The following is a 19,113-nucleotide window of genomic DNA, read 5'->3' on the forward strand; positions in this document are numbered from 1 at the left end:
CAGGTCATGAGCGGGTATTCGTATTGAGGCAGTTGCTTGACCAACCGGCAACACTCTGCTGATCTTGTGATTCGCCCGCAGGCATTAGCTGATTCGGGCAGCGGCACTTCAACACAACACCACATCAGGCAAGGAGAGCGGTATGCCTTCTGTACCCGTCACAGAGCTCAAGCATTACATCGGCAAGGAAGCAGAATGTTCAGACTGGCTGACCATCGACCAGGAGCGCATCAACCTGTTCGCTGAAGCCACAGGGGACTTCCAGTTCATTCATGTCGACCCGGTCAAAGCGGCGCAGACCCCGTTCGGCGCGACTATCGCGCATGGTTTCCTGTCGTTGTCACTGATCCCCAAGCTGATAGAGGGCATCATGGTGCTGCCCGAAGGCTTGAAGATGGCGGTCAACTACGGGATGGACAGCGTGCGCTTCGTTCAGCCAGTGCTGGTCAACTCTCGCGTGCGTCTCAAGGTCCAGCTGACTGAAGTGACCGAGAAAAAACCGGGCCAATGGCTGCTCAAGGCAACCGCCACGCTGGAGATCGAAGGTCAGGAAAAACCCGCTTTTGTGGCCGAACCTTTAACCCTGTTTTTCGTGTAACACGTTTAAAACATGAAACAGTCGTAACAGACTGTTTCATCCCGCTTACTCGCTGCGGCATACTCCCCTGCGGTCGTGCCCCATAACATTTGCTCAAGCAGAGCCGGGCCCGCCCCTGAATCATTCTTCCGGGATCTCACATGCGCGCGCTCGCTCCATTGGCTTTGACACTCTTGATCGCAGGCTGCGGTGATGGCGAATCAATTTTGCCACCCGACGGCCGCCTGTCCGACGGCGGGCGCTATCGCGGCGATCTGGTCAACGGCGTATTGCAGGGCCAGGGGCGTATCGACTACCCCAACGGCAGTTGGTACGCAGGTCAGTTCGAAAACGGCCTGCGCCAAGGCCAGGGTGAGTGGCACGCCAGCAACGGCGACGTCTACAAGGGTGGTTTCGAGCAAGGCCTGTTCAACGGTCAGGGCCGATTGACGACCCGTAATGGCGCGAGTTATGTCGGTAACTTCAAACTCGGGCTGCGCGACGGCGAAGGCACTCAGAAAGACAAGGGCGTGCTTTATCGCGGTCAGTTCAAGGCAGGCCTGTACGACGGCCCCGGACGTCTGGAGCTGGAAGACGGCAGCCAGCACCAGGGCATGTTCGCCAATGGCAAGGCCAACGGCGAAGGCTCGCGCAGTGACGCCAGCGGCAATCAATACAGCGGTAATTTTGTCGACGGTCAATTGCAGGGCACCGGCAGCTTCACCAGCGCTGATGGCGATCAATACGTCGGCAACTTTCGCAACAGCCAGCTCGACGGCAAGGGTCGCTATGAAAATAGCGACGGCGACGTCTGGAGCGGTGATTTCAAGGAAGGCGCGCTGACCGGCAAAGGCGAATTGATCGGTTCTGACGGCAGCCGTTATCAGGGCGACTTCGACAACTGGCGTTTCATGGGTCAGGGCCAGCTGCAACTGGCCGACGGCAGCCGCTATGTCGGCCAGTTCGCCGATGACACCTATCAGGGCGACGGCGTGCTGATCTCCCCGGACGGTAAGGAGCAGCGTGGTATCTGGGCCAATGGCCAACGGGTGCGCGACGCCAAAGGCAAACTGCTGCCTGACGCGCTTGAAGCAGGGCTGCTGGTACAAGGCACCCTGCTGGAAAAAGCGCTGGCCGCAGTCCCTGCATCAACGCCCGCCACCGAGCTTTACACCCTGGTCGTGGGAGGCGACGGCAAGCAGAGCGTGTTCATGCGCGAGGCAGACTATGTCAGCAACTTGCTGAAGTCGCGCTTTGGAGCCGTCGGGCAGGTCAGTCTGGTCAATCATCGCGACCACATGGATGACCGGCCAATGGCAACCCGCGAGACCATCTCCCGCGCAGTCCAGACACTCGCGCAACGTACCGGCCCGGAAGACCTGATCTTCATTTACCTGACCAGCCACGGTACCCAGGACCACGAACTGGTGCTGGACCAGCCGCGCCTGTCGCTGGCCGATCTGCCCGCCGATGCACTCGCGGCCGCCCTTGCGCCGCTGAAGAATCGTGACAAGATCGTGGTGATTTCGGCCTGTTATTCCGGTGGTTTCATTCCAGACCTGAAGGATGAACGCACGTTGATCATAACCGCATCACGCGCCGACCGCGTTTCATTCGGCTGCTCGGAAGAGGCTGACTTCACTTACTTTGGCGATGCACTATTCGCCAGGGCATTGGTCGAAACCGATGACCTGCAACACGCTTTCAACGAAGCAAAAGCCTATGTTGCCCAACGTGAGAGCGAAGACAATTTCGATGCCTCCGAACCGCAGATATGGGCACCGAAAGGAGTTCTGGCGCGCTGGCAGCAGTTGCGCAAAAGCCAGGCCGAACGCGCGTTGAATACGGCGTTGAACCGCACGGAAGCGAAGACCTCGACTAGCCACTAGGCTATCAGTGTATGAAGGGAGAACGATTATGTATCTGACGCCGCAACACATCCTGCTTGCAGGGGCCACCGGCCTGACGGGCGAACACTTGCTTGACCGCCTGCTCAACGAACCGACAGTCAGCCGCGTGCTGGCACCAACGCGCAGGCCGTTGGCAGAACACCCGCACCTTGAAAACCCGGTTGGCGAGCTGAGCACACTGCTGCCAACACTGGCTGGCCGTGTGGACATCGCGTTCTGCTGCCTGGGTACCACGATCAAGCAGGCAGGCTCACAGGATGCGTTCAAGGCGGTTGATCTGGAGCTGGTCACAGCGTTCGCCAAACGTGCGCGCGAGCTGGGCGCGCGCCACTTGCTGGTAATCAGTGCGATTGGTGCAGACCCCAAGTCCAGCACCTTCTACAACCGTATCAAAGGCGAGATGGAACAGGCATTGCGCGCGCAGAGCTGGCCGCAACTGACTATCGCGCGCCCTTCCCTGCTGGTAGGCAGCCGCACCGAAACCCGCTGGGTCGAGCAACTGGCAGCCCCCATCGCCAAACTGATCCCCGGCAAATACGGCGCTATCGAAGCCTGCCAGCTGGCCCGCGCCATGTGGCGCCTGGCGCTGGAAGAGCAGAATGGCGAGCGTATCGTCGAGTCGGATGAACTGCGCAAGCTGGGCAAGTAGATGACGGTCGCTGCGGCCGGACGATGATCGTTTTCCAGCCCATCGCATGATCGTTCCCATGCTCCGCGTGGGAATGCAATTCGTGACGCTCTGCGTCACCCAAGGGAGCATTACCTGATAGCGCAGGTGTTGCACCGGTAACCCTAAAGCCCGCCCGTAGCCTGAACCCCTAGTCCCGCTGCCGTCAGCAATGACAGCGGCAGCAACAAGGTGTCGAGCAGCGCGCTGCCCGGCAGGTCCAGGCCCGGATAGCTCGGTGCTTCGGCACCGAAACGGTCAGCAGCACAGCAACAACCCTGCAGCGCATACATATTCAACCGCGTGCCTGCATACACCACCGGCGCGCCAGGTTTAGCCGCATTGAGCGTGCGCGCGGTGGCGCAGCCAGTCAGCGTCAGCGCAAGCGCTACCAGCAGCAGCTTATTCATCGCCGCCAATGTGGTGCTCGCCCCAACGCGGCAGCATGTCTTGAGGAATATTCAGCAGATTGAGAATCCGCGCGACGACAAAGTCCACCAGATCGTCGATGGTCTGCGGCTGATGATAAAAGCCCGGAGATGCGGGCAGAATCACCGCACCCATGTTCGACAGCTTGAGCATGTTCTCCAGATGAATACTGGAAAACGGAGCCTCGCGGGGCACCAGAATCAACTGGCGACGCTCCTTGAGCGTGACGTCGGCAGCGCGTTCGATCAAATTGTTGCAGGCCCCGGTAGCAATTGCCGACAGCGAACCGGTGGAGCATGGCACCACCACCATTGCGCTGGGCGAACCAGAACCTGACGCCACTGGCGACATCCAGTCGTCACGACCATAAACGCGAATCTGCCCGGCAGACGCGCCGGTGTATTCCGTCAGAAACGCCTGCATCATCATCGGTTTGGGTGGCAGACGTACGTCGGTCTCGGTGGCCATTACCAACTGCGCGGCCTTGGAGATCAGGAAGTGCACCTCCCGGTCCTCACGCACCAGACAATCCAGCAAGCGCAGGCCATATTGCGCGCCAGAAGCGCCGGTCATCGCAACCGTAACGCGCTCCGGGCCGCTCATTTCAGCGCCTCGGCCAGTTTGCCGTGCAGGCCGCCAAAGCCGCCGTTGCTCATGATGACGATATGCGTGCCGGGCTGCACCTGGCTATGGACTCGCGCGATGATTGCTTCAAGCGAATCACATACCGTCGAGGGTACGCTGCCTCCAGCGACCGTAGCCGCCAGGTCCCAGCCAAGATTGGGCGGGGCATACCAGACCACCTGATCTGCCTGACTCACGCTTTCCGGCAGACCGTCGCGGTGCGCGCCGAGCTTCATGGAATTGGAACGCGGCTCGATAACGGCAATGATCGGCGCATCACCGATTTTCTTGCGCAGGCCATCCAGCGTGGTGGCAATGGCTGTCGGGTGGTGAGCGAAGTCATCATAAATAGTGATGCCGCGCACCTCGGCGACCTTTTCCATGCGCCGCTTGACGCTCTTGAAGGCGCTGAGTGCCTGTACGCCCAGCGAAGGCACAACGCCCACGTGGCGAGCAGCCGCCAGCGTTGCCAAGGCATTGGCCACGTTGTGCTGACCGGTCATGTCCCACTCAACCGCGCCCTGTAGCTCGCCTTCGAACAGCACTTCAAAACGCGAACCGTCTTCACTCAACAGCCGCGCCTGCCACTGACCGCCATCACCAGTGGTTTGCACCGGCGTCCAGCAGCCCATTTCGATGACCCGCGACAATGCAGGCTCGGTGGTCGGATGAATCACCAGGCCTTCACTCGGAATGGTACGCACCAGATGGTGAAACTGGCGTTCGATGGCGGGCAGATCCGGGAAGATGTCGGCATGATCGAACTCAAGGTTATTGAGGATCGCAGTGCGCGGGCGGTAATGAACGAACTTGGAGCGCTTGTCGAAAAACGCGCTGTCGTATTCATCGGCCTCGACCACGAAGAACGGGGTGTCGCCCAGACGCGCCGACACGGCGAAATTCTGCGGGATGCCGCCGATCAGGAAACCGGGGCTCATGCCGGCATGTTCCAGCACCCAGGCCAGCATACTGCTGGTGGTGGTCTTGCCGTGCGTACCGGCCACCGCCAATACCCAGCGGTCTTGCAGCACATGGTCAGCCAGCCATTGCGGGCCGGACACATACGGCAAACCTTTATTCAGGACGTATTCAACCGCCGGGTTGCCACGCGACAGCGCATTGCCGACCACAACCAAATCAGGTGCGGGGTCCAGTTGCGCAGGATCGTAACCCTGGGTCAGCTCGATGCCCTGGGCTTGCAGTTGGGTGCTCATCGGCGGATAGACGTTAGCGTCGGAGCCGGTGACCCGGTGCCCCGACTCTTTGGCGAGCACCGCCAGAGAACCCATGAACGTGCCGCAGATACCAAGGATATGAATATGCATGACCAACCTCTCAGAACATCTGCGCAGGTTAACGTAGGGACGGTGAAATGGCACTCTGAGTTTGTCCACCGCATTGCCTGCACAAGCCATTTCAATGCCGGGCAGATAAGCCTAAAGTCCTAGCCACGGCCGGATGCAATTGGCCTATTCTTGAACGCTTATTGCCAGATACCCGAAAGCAGAATCGACACAGACTCCCTCACAACAAGAACCAGGAGACATATCATGCGTTACGCTCATCCCGGTACCGAAGGCGCTATCGTCAATTTCAAGGAACGCTACGGTAACTATATCGGCGGCGAGTTCGTCGCACCGGTCAAAGGCCAGTACTTCACCAACACCTCGCCCGTCACCGGCAAGGCCATCGCCGAATTTCCGCGCTCCACTGCCGAAGATATCGAAAAGGCCCTCGACGCTGCGCACGCAGCCGCTGCAGCCTGGGGCTCGACCTCAGTGCAGGCACGCTCGCTGGTGCTGCTGAAGATTGCCGATCGTATTGAAGCCAATCTCGAAGTCCTGGCCATCACCGAAACCTGGGACAACGGCAAAGCGATCCGCGAAACCCTCAACGCTGATATCCCGCTCGCCGCCGATCACTTCCGCTACTTCGCTGGCGTGCTGCGTGCTCAGGAAGGCAGCGCTGCCGAAATCGACGGTAATACTGTTGCCTATCACATTCATGAGCCGCTGGGCGTGGTCGGGCAGATCATCCCGTGGAACTTCCCGCTCCTGATGGCCGCCTGGAAGCTCGCTCCTGCGCTGGCTGCCGGTAACTGCATCGTGCTCAAGCCAGCCGAACAGACCCCGTTGGGGATCAGCGTGCTGATCGAACTGATCGGCGATCTGCTGCCTCCCGGCGTGCTGAACATCGTGCAGGGTTATGGTCGCGAGGCAGGCGAAGCGCTGGCCAGCAGCAAGCGCATCGCCAAAATCGCTTTCACCGGCTCGACCCCGGTCGGCTCGCACATCATGAAACTGGCGGCGGACAACATCATCCCGTCCACCGTGGAACTGGGCGGCAAGTCGCCGAACATCTTCTTCGAAGACATCATGAGCGCCGAACCAGAGTTCATCGATAAGGCTGCCGAAGGCCTGGTGCTGGCATTTTTCAATCAGGGCGAAGTCTGCACATGCCCGTCCCGCGCACTGGTGCAGGAGTCGATCTATCCACAGTTCATGGAAGCGGTGATGCGCAAGGTCGAGAAGATCAAGCGCGGCGACCCTCTGGACACTGACACCATGGTCGGCGCTCAGGCATCCGAGCAACAATTCGACAAGATTCTTTCGTATCTGGACATCGCCAAGGGCGAAGGCGCCGAGCTGCTGACCGGCGGCAAGGTCGAGAAGCTTGAGGGCAGCCTGTCCACTGGCTACTACATCCAGCCGACGCTGCTCAAAGGCAACAACAAGATGCGTGTGTTCCAGGAAGAAATCTTCGGCCCGGTGGTCAGCGTCACGACCTTCAAGGACGAAGCAGAGGCTGTGGCCATCGCCAACGACACCGAGTTCGGCCTGGGCGCAGGCTTGTGGACCCGCGACATCAACCGCGCCTACCGCGTGGGCCGGGCGATCAAGGCCGGGCGAGTCTGGACCAACTGCTACCACCTGTACCCGGCCCACGCCGCATTCGGTGGCTACAAGAAGTCCGGCGTCGGTCGCGAAACCCACAAAATCGCGCTTGAGCACTACCAACAGACCAAAAACCTGCTGGTGAGCTACGACACCAACCCGTTGGGTTTTTTCTAGGCCAGTTGATTGTCCGACTATCGTTACCACGCTCCAGCGTGGTAACGCCGTTCTGGACGCTCTGCGTCCAATCCTGAATGCGCGCTGTCAGTACGAGCTTGTGACGCAGAGCGTCACGAACTGCATGCCGACGCGAAGCATCGGCACGATAGTCGTCTCAAAATGCTCATCGTTCCCATGCTCCGCGTGGGAATGCCTTTCTGGACGCTCTGCGTCCAATCTCAAATGCGTGCGGTCAGCACGAGCTTGTGACGCAGAGCGTCACGAACTGCATGCCGACGCGGAGCATCGGCACGATAGTCGTCTCAGGATGTTCATCGTTCCCATGCTCCGCGTGGGAATGCCTTTCTGGACGCTCTGCGTCCGATCTCAAATGCGTGGGGTCAGCACGAGTTTGTGACGCAGAGCGTCACGAACTGCACGCCGACGCGGAGCATCGGCACGATAGTCGTCTCAGGATGTTCATCGTTCCCATGCTCCGCGTGGGAACGCCTTTCTGGACGCTCTGCGTCCGATCCTGAATGCGCGCTGGCAGTACGAGCTTGTGACGCAGAGCGTCACGAACTGCATGCCGACGCGGAGCATCGGCACGATAGTCGTATCAGGGTGTTCATCGTTCCCATGCTCCGCGTGGGAACGCCTTTCTGGACGCTCTGCGTCCGATCTCAAATGCGTGGGGTCAGCACGAGCTTGTGACGCAGAGCGTCACGAACTGCATGCCGACGCGGAGCATCGGCACGATAGTCGTCTCAGGATGTTCATCGTTCCCATGCTCCGCGTGGGAACGCCTTTCTGGACGCTCTGCGTCCAATCTCAAATGCGTGCGGTCAGCACGAGCTTGTGACGCAGAGCGTCACGAACTGCATGCCGACGCGGAGCATCGGCACGATAGTCGTCTCAGGATGTTCATCGTTCCCATGCTCCGCGTGGGAATGCCTTTCTGGACGCTCTGCGTCCGATCTTGAATGCGCGCTGGCAGCACGAGCTTGTGACGCAGAGCGTCACGAACTGCATGCCGACGCGGAGCATCGGCACGATAGTTGTCTCAAAATGTTCATCGTTCCCATGCGCGTGGGAACGCCTTTCTGGACGCTCTGCCTCCGATCTCAAATACGCGGGGTCAGCACGAGCTTGTGAAGCAAAGCGTCATGAACTGCATGCCGACGCGGAGCATCGGCACGATAGTCGTCTCAAAATGTTCATCGTTCCCATGCTCCGCGTGGGAATGCCTTTCTGGACGCTCTGCGTCCAATCTCAAATGCGCGGGTCAGCACAATAGTCATCTCAAAAAGCATCGCGCACCAACCCTGTGCATCGTGCCTTGGCACACCGCCTTGGCGTGATGCATCTTTGCTCTGAATCCCCTGTTCATGGTTGCAAACTCGCACTCCCGGCCGGGATGGAGTATTAATTGCTTGCATCGCTTCCCACAGTCGTTTGAACCGGGACGTCACCGGTTCACCCGAAAGACTACGTCCGACGCAAGCAGCGCGGCGTCATGGAGAATCTGTATGGCGAGCTTTTCCCATTCTGTCGGTGCGCAGACGTACCGCTTCGACAGCCTCAAAGAAGTCATGGCCAAGGCCAGCCCCGCGCGCTCCGGTGATTATCTGGCCGAGGTTGCGGCGCAAAGCGACGGCGAGCGCGTTGCAGCGCAGATGACGCTGGCGAATATTCCGCTCAAGCACTTTCTTGAAGAAGCCCTGATCCCGTACGAACAGGACGAAGTCACCCGGCTGATCATCGATACCCACGACAAACTGGCGTTTGCCCCGGTCAGCCATCTGACGGTCGGCGGCTTTCGTGACTGGCTGCTCAGCGAGCAGGCCGATGAAACCAGCCTGCGCGCATTGGCTCCCGGCCTGACACCGGAAATGGCCGCTGCCGTGTCGAAAATCATGCGCGTGCAGGACCTGGTTCTGGTGGCACAGAAGATCCGGGTGGTGACGCGCTTTCGCAACACCATGGGCCTGCGCGGGCGGCTGTCGACACGCCTGCAACCCAATCATCCCACCGACGACCCGTCCGGCATTGCCGCCAGCGTGCTCGACGGCCTGCTGTACGGCAATGGCGATGCCATGATCGGTATCAACCCGGCAACCGACAGCACCTCGTCCATCGTCGCCTTGCTGGAAATGCTCGACGCCATCGTCCAGCGCTATGAAATCCCGACGCAATCCTGCGTGCTGACCCACGTCACCACGTCCATCGAAGTGATAAACTGTGGCGTACCGGTGGACCTGGTGTTCCAGTCGATCACCGGCACCGAGGCCGCCAACGCAAGCTTCGGCATCAGCCTCAAGCTGTTACAGGAAGGCTACGAAGCGGGCCTGAGCCTGAACCGCGGCACTCTCGGAAAAAACCTGATGTATTTCGAGACCGGGCAAGGCAGCGCGCTGTCGGCCAACGCACATCACGGCGTCGACCAGCAGACCTGCGAAACCCGCGCCTATGCCGTCGCCCGGCATTTCAATCCGTTTCTGGTCAACACCGTGGTCGGTTTCATCGGCCCCGAGTACCTCTACAACGGCAAGCAGATCATCCGTGCCGGTCTGGAGGATCACTTCTGCGGCAAGCTGCTGGGTGTGCCGATGGGCTGTGACATCTGCTACACCAACCACGCAGAAGCCGATCAGGACGACATGGATACCCTGCTGACGCTGCTGGGAGTTGCCGGGATCAACTTCATCATGGGCATCCCCGGCTCGGACGACATCATGCTCAATTATCAAACCACCTCGTTCCACGATGCGCTGTATGCCCGGCAAAGCCTGGGCCTGCGTCCCGCACCGGAATACGAGGCCTGGCTGGAGAAAATGGGCATCTTTACCCAGACCGACGGCCGCGTCCGCTTCGGTGACAGCCTGCCGCCTGCGTTCCGCCAGGCACTGGCGCACCTCGCATGAGTGATCAGCCGATGAACGAAATACAAGACAACGCCGCACCAGCCAATCCCTGGCTGGAGCTACGCCGCCTGACCTCCGCACGCATCGCGCTGGGGCGAACCGGCACCAGCCTGCCCACCTCCGCGCAGCTCGACTTTCAAGCGGCGCATGCCCAGGCGCGCGATGCCGTGCATCTGGCCTTCGATCATGCCGCGATCAGCGCGCAACTGACCGAGAAAGGTCGTGAAACCATTTTGCTGCACAGCGCTGCTGCCGACCGCGACAGCTACCTGCAACGCCCGGACTTGGGCCGACGCCTGAATGAGGAGTCTGCGCAGGCACTGCGCGAGTACGCGGCGGCTCATCCGGGCGGCCTCGATCTGGCGGTAGTGGTCGCCGACGGTCTCTCAGCCCTGGCCGTGCATCGACATGCCGTGCCTTTTCTCACTCGCCTGGAGGAGCAGGCAAACGTCGAGGGCTGGTCCCTGTCGCCAGTGATAATGGTCGAGCAGGGCCGCGTCGCCGTGGCTGACGAGGTGGGTGAACTGCTCGGCGCGAAAATGGTGGTTATCCTTATCGGCGAGCGCCCGGGCCTAAGCTCACCGGACAGTCTGGGGCTGTATTTCACCTACGCGCCGAAGGTCGGGCTGAATGATGCGCACCGCAACTGTATTTCCAACGTGCGCCTGGAGGGCTTGAGCTACGGCATGGCAGCCCATCGGCTGCTGTACCTGATGCGCGAGGCCTGCAGGCGGCAGATCTCGGGGGTCAATCTTAAAGACGAAGCGCAACTGCAGACCCTTGATTCAGACGGCTCTGCCGAGCATTCAGGCAAGCCGATCGGCAATTTCCTGCTCGACGGCCCGGCCGCACCACATTAGATTGTGCTTTCTAAAGTCGCCGGGCAGAATCGCGTAATCATCCCGGCGCACTGCATCAGCCCATAGGGAAGTTGAGGCCAACCATGCGGATCATCAAAGCGACTCTCGAACACCTGGACCTGCTCTGCCCATTGTTCATCAAATACCGCGAGTTCTACGGTGAGTCACCGTTCCCGGACTCCTCACGGGACTTTCTCGAAAAACGTCTGCGTCGTGACGAGTCAGTGATCTATCTGGCGCTGGCCAAGGATGACGAGAGCAGACTGCTGGGCTTCTGCCAGCTGTATCCCAGCTACTCATCGCTGTCGCTCAAGCGGGTATGGATTCTCAACGACATCTATGTTGCCGAGGACGCGCGCCGCCAACTGGTCGCCGATCACTTGATGAAACAGGCGAAGAAGATGGCCAAGGAAACACATGCGGTGCGACTGCGCGTGTCGACCAGCAGCAATAACGAGGTGGCGCAAAAAGTCTATGAGTCCATCGGTTTCAAGGAAGACACGCAGTTCAAAAACTACGTGCTGCCCATCAACCAGGACTGATCACCCCCTCGCCAGCACGCGGCAGCAAAGCCGCGTCAGCGCAACATACTGCTCCAGTCGTCACACATCAAAAACCCAGCGTTTATTCCCAAACCCCTTCTGCGCATTCTGCTTCTATAATGCCGCGCATACTGAACAGTCGTTTCTTCCGCATGCGACCCCGTACAGGGTTCTCGCCTCAGGTGCCTTAATGGATTTCAACCCGCTTGACCTTATTCTGCATCTCGACGTCTACCTTGACCTGTTGGTGACCAACTACGGTACGTGGGTCTACGCGATTCTGTTTCTGGTGATTTTCTGCGAAACCGGGCTGGTGATCATGCCCTTCCTGCCGGGCGACTCGCTGCTGTTCATCGCCGGAGCCGTGGCTGCCGGTGGCGGCATGGACCCGGTCCTGCTGGCCGGGCTGCTGATGCTGGCGGCGATTCTGGGCGACAGTACCAACTACGTCATTGGCCGCACTGCGGGCGAAAAACTGTTCAGCAATCCTAAATCGCGCATCTTCCGCCGCGACTACCTGCTGCGCACCCAGGACTTCTATGAGCGCCACGGCGGCAAAACCGTAACACTCGCGCGTTTCCTGCCGATCATCCGCACGTTTGCGCCATTCGTGGCCGGTGTGGGCAGAATGTCCTATCCGCGCTTCGTGGGTTTCAGCGTATTGGGCTCAGTGCTGTGGGTCGGCAGCCTGGTGACACTGGGCTTCTTCTTCGGCAACGTGCCGTTCATCAAGCACAACCTGACCTTGCTGGTGCTGGCAATCATCCTGCTGTCGCTGGTGCCGATGATCATTGGTGTGGTTCGCAGCCGTAGCGCGCCTCCGGCAGACGCACGCTGAATCATGTGGTCGTTCAGCAACTGGCGCAGGCAGCGCACGCTCGCCAGACACCCGGTTGCTGACGAGCTGTGGCAGAAGGTGCGTGGACGTCTGCCGATCCTCGATGGGCTGAGCAGCGGGCAGCATGCGCAATTGCGTGACGCCTGCGTACTGTTTCTGAATGACAAACACCTCAGTGCACTGCCGGGCGTTGATCTGGATGACGAGCAGCGATTGTTTCTCGCCGCCCAGGCGCAACTGCCTCTGCTGAATCTGGGCGAACTGAACTGGTATCAGGGCTTTCACGAGATCGTGCTGTACCCCGACGACTTCGTCAGCCCGCAGCGCCATCGCGATGCAAGTGGCGTGGAGCACGAGTGGGACGGCGAACACAGCGGCGAAGCCTGGCTGCAGGGCCCGGTGATTCTGGCTTGGCCGGGCGTGTTGAGCAGCGGCCACTGGGATGGCTACAACCTGGTGATCCATGAACTGGCGCACAAGCTCGACATGCTCAACGGCGACGCCAATGGCCTGCCGCCGCTGCACAGCGACATGCAGGTGACCGAATGGGCTCGCGTCATGCAAAGCGCGTTCGATGATCTCAACCGGCAACTGGACCACAACCCCGACGCCGAGCCCGCCATCGATCCCTATGCCGCAGAAGACCCTGCCGAGTTTTTCGCCGTGACCAGCGAATACTTCTTCAGCGCACCCGACCTGCTGCACGACAGTTACCCGGCAGTCTACGAACAACTGAAGGCGTTTTACCGGCAAGACACTCTCGCCAGACTGAACCTGCTGCGTCAGCAGGACTCGGCTTGCCGGGACAACTGACAGCCACCAAGGCCATGCGTGGCAACCAAAACAGAATATGCCTATAATCCGGACCACTTTTTGGCGGTTCGCGCCAAAATCTGTCTGGTCAACTATGGGGGCAATGCCCAATGAGCTACAGCAAGATTCCGGCAGGCAAAGACCTTCCGAACGACATCTACGTCGCGATCGAAATCCCGGCCAACCACGCGCCGATCAAGTACGAAATCGACAAAGAAACCGATTGCCTGTTCGTTGACCGTTTCATGGCCACCCCGATGTTCTACCCGGCCAACTACGGTTTCATCCCTAACACGCTGGCTGACGACGGCGACCCGCTGGACGTGCTGGTGGTAACGCCTTACCCGGTGTCTCCAGGTTCGGTCATCCGTGCCCGCCCGGTCGGCATTCTGCACATGACTGACGACGGCGGTGGCGATGCCAAGGTTATCGCAGTGCCACACGACAAGCTGTCCCAGCTGTATGTCGACGTGAAAGAGTACACCGATCTGCCAGCCCTGCTGCTTGAGCAGATCAAGCACTTCTTCGAGAACTACAAGGATCTCGAAAAAGGCAAATGGGTGAAAATCGAAGGTTGGGGCGATGCTGACGCTGCCCGCGCCGAGATCACCAAATCGGTTGCAGCGTTCAAAGGCTGATCACTGATCTGGCGTTTCAGGGCACGCCACACGCGTGCCCTGAAACACGCTTTACCCCTTCCCCGCCGCTGCTCCCTGCCAATACCGCTCCTTGAAACACACTCATCCGTTTTTTTGCAGCGCACACGTTTAAAAATGCGTTCGACTTTTAGGCGCTCGATAAACAGTTCGTTAATGCCCGTATAGCAAGGGTAAACGCCCGGTACATCGTTTAGCCAAAAAAGCGCTATTACGGAATCTGCCTACACGATATTCATTCCATCCGTAGTCCGGATAGCCGCACCCCCCTTGGGATAACGTCGATCTCAACACCTCGTTCATTTAAACGCCCAAGCGACGTCCGTAGACTTCGCCCCTATGAATACATCAGGCGATCGACTCCGCATCCTCCTTCGGGAGTGCCATCTCACAGCGACTGACTTTGCGGCCAACCGCAAAATCACGCCGCAACACGTCAATAACTGGTTCAAGCGTGGCGTGCCCATGGCGCGGATTGATGAGGTGGCTGAACTGTTAACCGTAAACGCACGCTGGCTGCGCACGGGCGACGGGCCCAAACATCCCAATGAATCGGCCAATGAAAACACCGGTGACGACACCCGAATGGTCATCCAGCAGACCAGAAACGTGCTGCGCGGCGATGTGGAAATTCAGATCTACACGGAGGTCGAATCCACTCATGGCGTCGGCAAAACTGTCCTCTCCGAAGCCCCCGGGCAAAAAATCCGCCTGCCCCTGCAAGTTCTGCAAACCATGGGCATCGACCCAAAAAACTGCATGTGTGTCGCCATGGTCGGCAACAGCATGGCCGACAAGATCCAGGACGGCTCGATTCTCGGCGTCGACCGCGAACTGACCCAGGTCATCGACGGCGAAATCTACGCCCTCGAGCACGGCGGCATCCTGCGCGTGCGCTACCTCTACCGCATGCCCAATGGCGGTCTGCGCCTGCGCAGCCATAACGACGCCGAATACCCGGACGAACTGTTCAGTGCCGAAGACATCGACCGGGAGAAAATACGGATTCTGGGCTGGATATTCTGGTGGTCGACACTCAACAGTCGGCGCAATGCGATGCTGCTGTTGTGAGGCGTTTGGGGTTGAAAGGCATTCAGGCTGGGCATTGGCGGAGAATTTCAGTATTCTGTGCGCCATCCAGAGCACCTGACGCAGTCATGCGATGCGGTGTTTGAATGGGGCATGTGATCCGTTTGCCCTATTGTCTATTCGCGCTTCTTTAAGAGGCGCACCTGTTGAAGGTGATTGCGGTCTATCAAAAATAGATCGGAACCGCCTACGAGAAGCCGGCCACAAGCCGGCTTTTTAATGCCTACTGCTTTCTTCCCGCGGCTGGGCAGTGGATATCATCTACTTGAGAAGCTTCCCGCCAAATCAGCCGTTGACAGTACTTTGCTGGTTGTCCCGGTCGAAACCCACTTTAGGATAATCCCAAGTCAGGTTTATTCAGGTAACCGGACTATTAGAGGGTTTGCCAAGTGAAAACCGTCCATAACGCCCGCTACCAAGCGTTACTTGATCTTTTGCTGGAAGCGCGCAGCGCAGCCGGTATGACGCAAAAAGAATTGGCCATCAGGCTAGGGCGGCCGCAGTCATTTGTCTCAAAGACGGAGAACGCCGAGCGCAGGCTCGATGTCATTGAGTTCATGGATGTCTGTCGGGGGATCGGTACTGACCCGTATGCGCTGCTCAGCAAGCTGGATGAGCGCTTACTTAGCTCGTGACGTATTTTCTGTACCGGCCCACGCCCAGCCTTCAAACCCGATACGACTGCGCATGAGCCACTTTCCTGAACGTACGCCAGTACGACCGAACACGCTTAGCGAAAGTCGGCGAGATGCTGAACAGTACGATGGTCGCCGAGGAAATCCACCAGCCGGGGCGCAGGCAGGTCAGCACGTATTGATTGAGCCAGATGCGCGCTATTCTCAACCTGTAGCCACTTGCGTCGAGACTCCGCAACTGATGTATGTCGGTGGCTTTGTAGAGCGTCTTTAATACGTGGCTGCCTGTCAGAAAACGCTCAGGAAAATCGACTCCGGCCTCATGATGGTTCAAGACCCTGAAATTGCACCTCAAGACGCTATCCCACAGTTTCAGGTTGCTCAGCCCTACCTCGCAAGGTCGTGCGAGCCGGGCGTCAATGCCACTCCTGTGCATGACGCCAAGCATGAGCGCCTGCTCTGCCACCATGCGCGCGGAGGTATAACCAATGAAGTTGCCAAACGGGTTGCGAGACGGCTTGTCGTTGAAAAGCGCATCCCTTTCGAACAGCGGTTGTTCCCACATGGCGAGCATCGCATCGCGTGCGCCGAACTGAACAAGGTCTGATATGTGGAACAACATCGGTAACCGTTCAGGGTCACGAATGTAGAGCGTCGTGGTGGTAATGGGCGTCTCGAACAAGCACGTTTCGCCAGGGTTGGCATCATCTGGCTGGCCTATGACAGCCAGTGCAGGGCTGGTCAGGTTGTGGTCGGCGCGCATCTTCATGACATACGGTCTTGAGGCGGCCTGAATACCGCACAACGTCGATCGCAGCATGCGATTGATGTTGATCTGATTACCGGCATCGTCGACGAAGGCACCCGGATCATCCGACATGATGAGCTGATCCGCTTCAACCGTAGAAGTATCTTCATGACACCAGGTAGAGACGATAACTTCGGCATGTGGCAGGTGTGTCCTGACCGATGCGATACAGGCGAAGATATTCCGCTGGGGGCTCAGGTTGCGATAAAGAGGCCCCTGGATAACCACGCTGATTTTTCTGGAATCAACGGCCACAAGATGAGGCATGTTTTTAACCTTAATGGGAGATGACGACGAGAACAGATCATTCAGATAAATCTCGCAGCACGCCGAAAGACGCGCAAAAAAAGACGATGCATGCGACGCAGGACTCCAGCCAGCATTGGCAGGCTGATCAGCACCGTCTCAAGACGGGTGACCATGAGTAACCTCCCGATTTGAGCCGAACGAGCTGCAGCTCTTGTGATTGAAGGCAGGTTATTGAACGAGGCATTGAGGGTTCGCGAATAGATACCCAGGTGCATGGCAGGCACCATGATCACGATGTTTCGGTTTCGAAGCCTTGGGCTCAAATAGTTGTAGCGAGCCATTTTCTGGATGAAGTCCATGCAGGTAGCCGAGTCATGCTGACCAAAATCAATCAGTACCCATACGCTCTCGACCTTATCCATATGACGCGCAACGCTGTTCGCCACAATGCCGCTCAGGCCATTTTCGTGAAGGAAATCTTCCAGACTGAACTGGACGTGGTCCGTCGGTAGATCGCTGATGGGCAGTTCGGTCAGGTTGTAGCGGTCATCGATGACAAGCACCGGGATTGTCTTTCTATACGCGTGCTGGATGTGGGACAGCTGACAGATCAGCTCATGACTGGCCGGCCTGGGGCTCAAATGAGACACGACGAATATCTTCATTTTGAACCTCTGGCATAGGACTTGAAGGGAGTGGAGTTATAGATAGCCTTCACCGCAGCCCACACGCTTTCAAAATAGAAGATTTTCCCGTTGTTTCTGCAAGCACGAACCGCCGAAATCAAAATACCCGGGAGCGACAGGAGGATGTGATGAAAGTAATCATCCTGCTGACGAACAAACCATGTCTGCGTACTGCGTTGACGCAACATATTGCGCACTTCACAGCTCTGGGTGATCAGCGTCTGTTTGGCCAGCACAGGGTCTGCAAGGAAGCGATTGACCAGAAACTCTTGCCGCGTACTTGGTAGCTGGCCAAACAACACCAGCCTCTCAAAGTCGCTGATAAATTCTCTGACCGTTCCAATATCGTTTTTGAACGTGGACTGCTGAACGACATGATTGATCAGCTCGATCCAGGCTCGAACACTTATATGACAAACCCCGGTCGGTATACTCACTGCTGCCCGGCTGACGAGGTACTTACTTGCGAACTGGTGCAGCCTGGCGAGAGCCGTTTTGCTGGAGATGTTGATCAGAGGCTTCTTGTTCAGAACCGAGAAGTAACGCGGGCCTATGCGTCCGAGTTTGCCACTTGCTGATTGCACCAAAGTCTCTGATCCCAATAGCGCACGGGAGGTGATTGATTGCGTAATGCCGAATGGATTGACCCTGCAAGGTACGCCAGCTTTTGACAGGCGCATACCGTGTTCAATGTCTTCAAATTCAACCCAATACAAAGACTCGTCCAACGGGAAAGCATTCCACACTTCCTTCCGGCAGATGTAGAGACTGCCGGTCGCGTAGCAGGAGTCGCTGTTGTAACGCATGGCACTGGCATAACTGAAACCGGTCCGCTCGATCTCTGGAAAAATCGACGGGGCGATACTCGCTGCATCGCTGCAGTTTCGGCTCACCCCCTGAAGACCGTTGGCTATCGCGCCCAAAGCCATGCCGTAATCCGAATAGCGGCGAGGGTGCATACTGAGCCGATTGTCGAAAAACATGCTTTGCAGTGTCATCAACGGATAGCGCGGACCAAAGCGACGTACGATTTCTCCAAAATTCCTGGGCAGAAATACGCGGTCATGCAGGATCACGAGATTGCTGAATCCGGCCTCCAGAGCGAGACGATTTTTCTTCTTGCAGATCTGCACTGGCGGAGCAGTAATGTCCTGCCCCACGATGCGGACCTTGTCGAAATAGGCGAAGTTGCTTCCCGGTGTGCCACACAGAAGTATCTCCTTGCTCGGGACGTCAATTTCCAGAATACGCTTCACTACCGCATTCAGGACCGTGGCGTCTCCTGGCCCTACAGGAAGGCAAAAGCTCCAGCCATCAAGATCGTCATCGGATTCCGCCGCCAGCCTTGCTACCTTTTTGTAGGTGACAGAGGTGGCCGAGCGTTCGATTACCTTGAGTGATCCGGCAAAATATTCACGGTCCAGATAGCACTCAAACTCAGTGTCTTCGATAACTGTAATCTTCTCGCCAACATTCAGAAAATGGGCACCGTCCCACAGCAGCAGTGGTGCCAGCGGTGAATCACTCTGGACACCATAAAAGCAGTAACTACCCGAGTCGTACATGGATAACGGACGCCGTGCGGCATGCAGGTTTTTGATTACCCGCTCCCGCTTGCGAAACGGATGGGCGCGGAACGAAACAAAACCCGAACATTCATGGGGCAGCAGCAGGCCAACCGGGAGCTTACGCAGGCTGTCCGCCGCCAGGTAACCAAGGCTTGGATGGTGCTGGAGATGGGTCGTTTTCATGG

The 19,113-nt window shown here is 58.2% G+C and carries 18 protein-coding genes; 12 read left to right on the forward strand and 6 right to left on the reverse strand.

Annotated elements, in window-relative coordinates; translation table 11 throughout:
* Positions 1–142 precede the first annotated feature (142 nt).
* The 3 genes from FFH21_RS24940 to FFH21_RS24950 all read left to right on the forward strand — a co-directional run bounded on the left by FFH21_RS24940 (position 143) and on the right by FFH21_RS24950 (position 3,136).
* Positions 143–598 carry a MaoC family dehydratase gene (locus tag FFH21_RS24940; protein WP_011169671.1) on the forward strand — a complete coding sequence of 152 codons (456 nt, stop codon included), beginning with the start codon at positions 143–145 and terminating at the stop codon, positions 596–598.
* A 140-nt stretch (positions 599–738) separates the two neighbouring features.
* Positions 739–2,466: a C13 family peptidase gene (locus tag FFH21_RS24945; RefSeq protein ID WP_011169672.1), complete on the forward strand. Its 1,728-nt coding sequence runs from the start codon at positions 739–741 to the stop codon at positions 2,464–2,466.
* A 28-nt stretch (positions 2,467–2,494) separates the two neighbouring features.
* Positions 2,495–3,136, forward strand: a complete 642-nt coding sequence (locus FFH21_RS24950; RefSeq protein ID WP_011169673.1) for an oxidoreductase — start codon at positions 2,495–2,497, stop codon at positions 3,134–3,136.
* A gap of 143 nt (positions 3,137–3,279) precedes the next feature.
* On the opposite strand, the gene FFH21_RS24955 is transcribed toward FFH21_RS24950, so the two are convergent.
* From FFH21_RS24955 to mpl, 3 genes are read right to left on the reverse strand one after another with little or no spacing between them, the layout of a single operon-like run.
* Entirely contained in the window at positions 3,280–3,564 is a 285-nt protein-coding gene (locus tag FFH21_RS24955; RefSeq protein WP_041924655.1) for a YceK/YidQ family lipoprotein, read from the reverse strand.
* On the reverse strand, positions 3,557–4,186 hold the full coding sequence (ubiX, locus tag FFH21_RS24960; protein ID WP_002555552.1) for a flavin prenyltransferase UbiX: 630 nt from the start codon (positions 4,184–4,186) through the stop codon (positions 3,557–3,559). The genes FFH21_RS24955 and ubiX overlap by 8 nt, the downstream gene beginning before the upstream one ends.
* On the reverse strand, positions 4,183–5,532 hold the full coding sequence (gene mpl, locus FFH21_RS24965) for a UDP-N-acetylmuramate:L-alanyl-gamma-D-glutamyl-meso-diaminopimelate ligase (protein WP_041924656.1): 1,350 nt from the start codon (positions 5,530–5,532) through the stop codon (positions 4,183–4,185). Before mpl ends, ubiX begins: the two co-directional genes overlap by 4 nt.
* Positions 5,533–5,757: 225 nt before the next feature.
* Between mpl and FFH21_RS24975 the strand changes: the two genes are divergently transcribed.
* The 9 genes from FFH21_RS24975 to FFH21_RS25050 all read left to right on the forward strand — a co-directional run bounded on the left by FFH21_RS24975 (position 5,758) and on the right by FFH21_RS25050 (position 15,617).
* On the forward strand, positions 5,758–7,278 hold the full coding sequence (locus FFH21_RS24975) for an aldehyde dehydrogenase family protein (protein WP_004666377.1): 1,521 nt from the start codon (positions 5,758–5,760) through the stop codon (positions 7,276–7,278).
* Positions 7,279–8,789: 1,511 nt separating this feature from the next.
* On the forward strand, positions 8,790–10,184 hold the full coding sequence (locus FFH21_RS25015; protein WP_011169676.1) for an ethanolamine ammonia-lyase subunit EutB: 1,395 nt from the start codon (positions 8,790–8,792) through the stop codon (positions 10,182–10,184).
* Positions 10,181–11,044 carry an ethanolamine ammonia-lyase subunit EutC gene (eutC, locus tag FFH21_RS25020; RefSeq protein WP_041924657.1) on the forward strand — a complete coding sequence of 288 codons (864 nt, stop codon included), beginning with the start codon at positions 10,181–10,183 and terminating at the stop codon, positions 11,042–11,044. The genes FFH21_RS25015 and eutC overlap by 4 nt, the downstream gene beginning before the upstream one ends.
* 83 nt (positions 11,045–11,127) lie before the next feature.
* Positions 11,128–11,586, forward strand: coding sequence for a GNAT family N-acetyltransferase (locus FFH21_RS25025; protein ID WP_002551873.1), 459 nt, complete (start codon positions 11,128–11,130; stop codon positions 11,584–11,586).
* 190 nt (positions 11,587–11,776) lie between these two features.
* Positions 11,777–12,424, forward strand: coding sequence for a DedA family protein (locus FFH21_RS25030; RefSeq protein WP_011169678.1), 648 nt, complete (start codon positions 11,777–11,779; stop codon positions 12,422–12,424).
* Positions 12,425–12,427: 3 nt separating this feature from the next.
* Entirely contained in the window at positions 12,428–13,237 is an 810-nt protein-coding gene (locus FFH21_RS25035; protein ID WP_011169679.1) for a zinc-dependent peptidase, read from the forward strand.
* 110 nt (positions 13,238–13,347) lie between these two features.
* The gene (gene ppa / locus FFH21_RS25040; RefSeq protein WP_011169680.1) at positions 13,348–13,875 is read left to right on the forward strand and encodes an inorganic diphosphatase; all 528 of its coding nucleotides are present in this window, start codon (positions 13,348–13,350) and stop codon (positions 13,873–13,875) included.
* 357 nt (positions 13,876–14,232) lie between these two features.
* Complete coding sequence (locus FFH21_RS25045) at positions 14,233–14,964, forward strand: XRE family transcriptional regulator (RefSeq protein ID WP_011169681.1); 732 nt, start codon at positions 14,233–14,235, stop codon at positions 14,962–14,964.
* A gap of 407 nt (positions 14,965–15,371) precedes the next feature.
* Positions 15,372–15,617, forward strand: coding sequence for a helix-turn-helix domain-containing protein (locus FFH21_RS25050; protein WP_011169682.1), 246 nt, complete (start codon positions 15,372–15,374; stop codon positions 15,615–15,617).
* Positions 15,618–15,648: 31 nt separating this feature from the next.
* Here FFH21_RS25050 and FFH21_RS25055 read toward each other — a convergent pair whose 3' ends face one another.
* The 3 genes from FFH21_RS25055 to FFH21_RS25065 are packed head-to-tail and all read right to left on the reverse strand — an operon-like array spanning position 15,649 to position 19,111.
* Complete coding sequence (locus tag FFH21_RS25055; RefSeq protein ID WP_011169683.1) at positions 15,649–16,692, reverse strand: WavE lipopolysaccharide synthesis family protein; 1,044 nt, start codon at positions 16,690–16,692, stop codon at positions 15,649–15,651.
* A 41-nt stretch (positions 16,693–16,733) separates the two neighbouring features.
* Positions 16,734–17,339 carry a hypothetical protein gene (locus FFH21_RS25060; protein ID WP_011169684.1) on the reverse strand — a complete coding sequence of 202 codons (606 nt, stop codon included), beginning with the start codon at positions 17,337–17,339 and terminating at the stop codon, positions 16,734–16,736.
* Complete coding sequence (locus tag FFH21_RS25065; protein WP_011169685.1) at positions 17,336–19,111, reverse strand: hypothetical protein; 1,776 nt, start codon at positions 19,109–19,111, stop codon at positions 17,336–17,338. Before FFH21_RS25065 ends, FFH21_RS25060 begins: the two co-directional genes overlap by 4 nt.
* Positions 19,112–19,113: the final 2 nt, after the last annotated feature.

Origin of the sequence: Pseudomonas sp. KBS0707 (genome assembly GCF_005937945.2) — a bacterium.
GTDB lineage: Bacteria > Pseudomonadota > Gammaproteobacteria > Pseudomonadales > Pseudomonadaceae > Aquipseudomonas > Aquipseudomonas amygdali.

Bases quoted from the DNA above. Each gene is read 5' to 3' on its own strand.
- FFH21_RS24940 (WP_011169671.1), top strand. From the start codon at position 143: ATGCCTTCTGTACCCGTCACAGAGCTCAAGCATTACATCGGCAAGGAA.
- FFH21_RS24945 (WP_011169672.1), top strand. From the start codon at position 739: ATGCGCGCGCTCGCTCCATTGGCTTTGACACTCTTGATCGCAGGCTGC.
- FFH21_RS24950 (WP_011169673.1), top strand. From the start codon at position 2,495: ATGTATCTGACGCCGCAACACATCCTGCTTGCAGGGGCCACCGGCCTG.
- FFH21_RS24955 (WP_041924655.1), bottom strand. From the start codon at position 3,564: ATGAATAAGCTGCTGCTGGTAGCGCTTGCGCTGACGCTGACTGGCTGC.
- ubiX (WP_002555552.1), bottom strand. From the start codon at position 4,186: ATGAGCGGCCCGGAGCGCGTTACGGTTGCGATGACCGGCGCTTCTGGC.
- mpl (WP_041924656.1), bottom strand. From the start codon at position 5,532: ATGCATATTCATATCCTTGGTATCTGCGGCACGTTCATGGGTTCTCTG.
- FFH21_RS24975 (WP_004666377.1), top strand. From the start codon at position 5,758: ATGCGTTACGCTCATCCCGGTACCGAAGGCGCTATCGTCAATTTCAAG.
- FFH21_RS25015 (WP_011169676.1), top strand. From the start codon at position 8,790: ATGGCGAGCTTTTCCCATTCTGTCGGTGCGCAGACGTACCGCTTCGAC.
- eutC (WP_041924657.1), top strand. From the start codon at position 10,181: ATGAGTGATCAGCCGATGAACGAAATACAAGACAACGCCGCACCAGCC.
- FFH21_RS25025 (WP_002551873.1), top strand. From the start codon at position 11,128: ATGCGGATCATCAAAGCGACTCTCGAACACCTGGACCTGCTCTGCCCA.
- FFH21_RS25030 (WP_011169678.1), top strand. From the start codon at position 11,777: ATGGATTTCAACCCGCTTGACCTTATTCTGCATCTCGACGTCTACCTT.
- FFH21_RS25035 (WP_011169679.1), top strand. From the start codon at position 12,428: ATGTGGTCGTTCAGCAACTGGCGCAGGCAGCGCACGCTCGCCAGACAC.
- ppa (WP_011169680.1), top strand. From the start codon at position 13,348: ATGAGCTACAGCAAGATTCCGGCAGGCAAAGACCTTCCGAACGACATC.
- FFH21_RS25045 (WP_011169681.1), top strand. From the start codon at position 14,233: ATGAATACATCAGGCGATCGACTCCGCATCCTCCTTCGGGAGTGCCAT.
- FFH21_RS25055 (WP_011169683.1), bottom strand. From the start codon at position 16,692: ATGCCTCATCTTGTGGCCGTTGATTCCAGAAAAATCAGCGTGGTTATC.
- FFH21_RS25060 (WP_011169684.1), bottom strand. From the start codon at position 17,339: ATGAAGATATTCGTCGTGTCTCATTTGAGCCCCAGGCCGGCCAGTCAT.
- FFH21_RS25065 (WP_011169685.1), bottom strand. From the start codon at position 19,111: ATGAAAACGACCCATCTCCAGCACCATCCAAGCCTTGGTTACCTGGCG.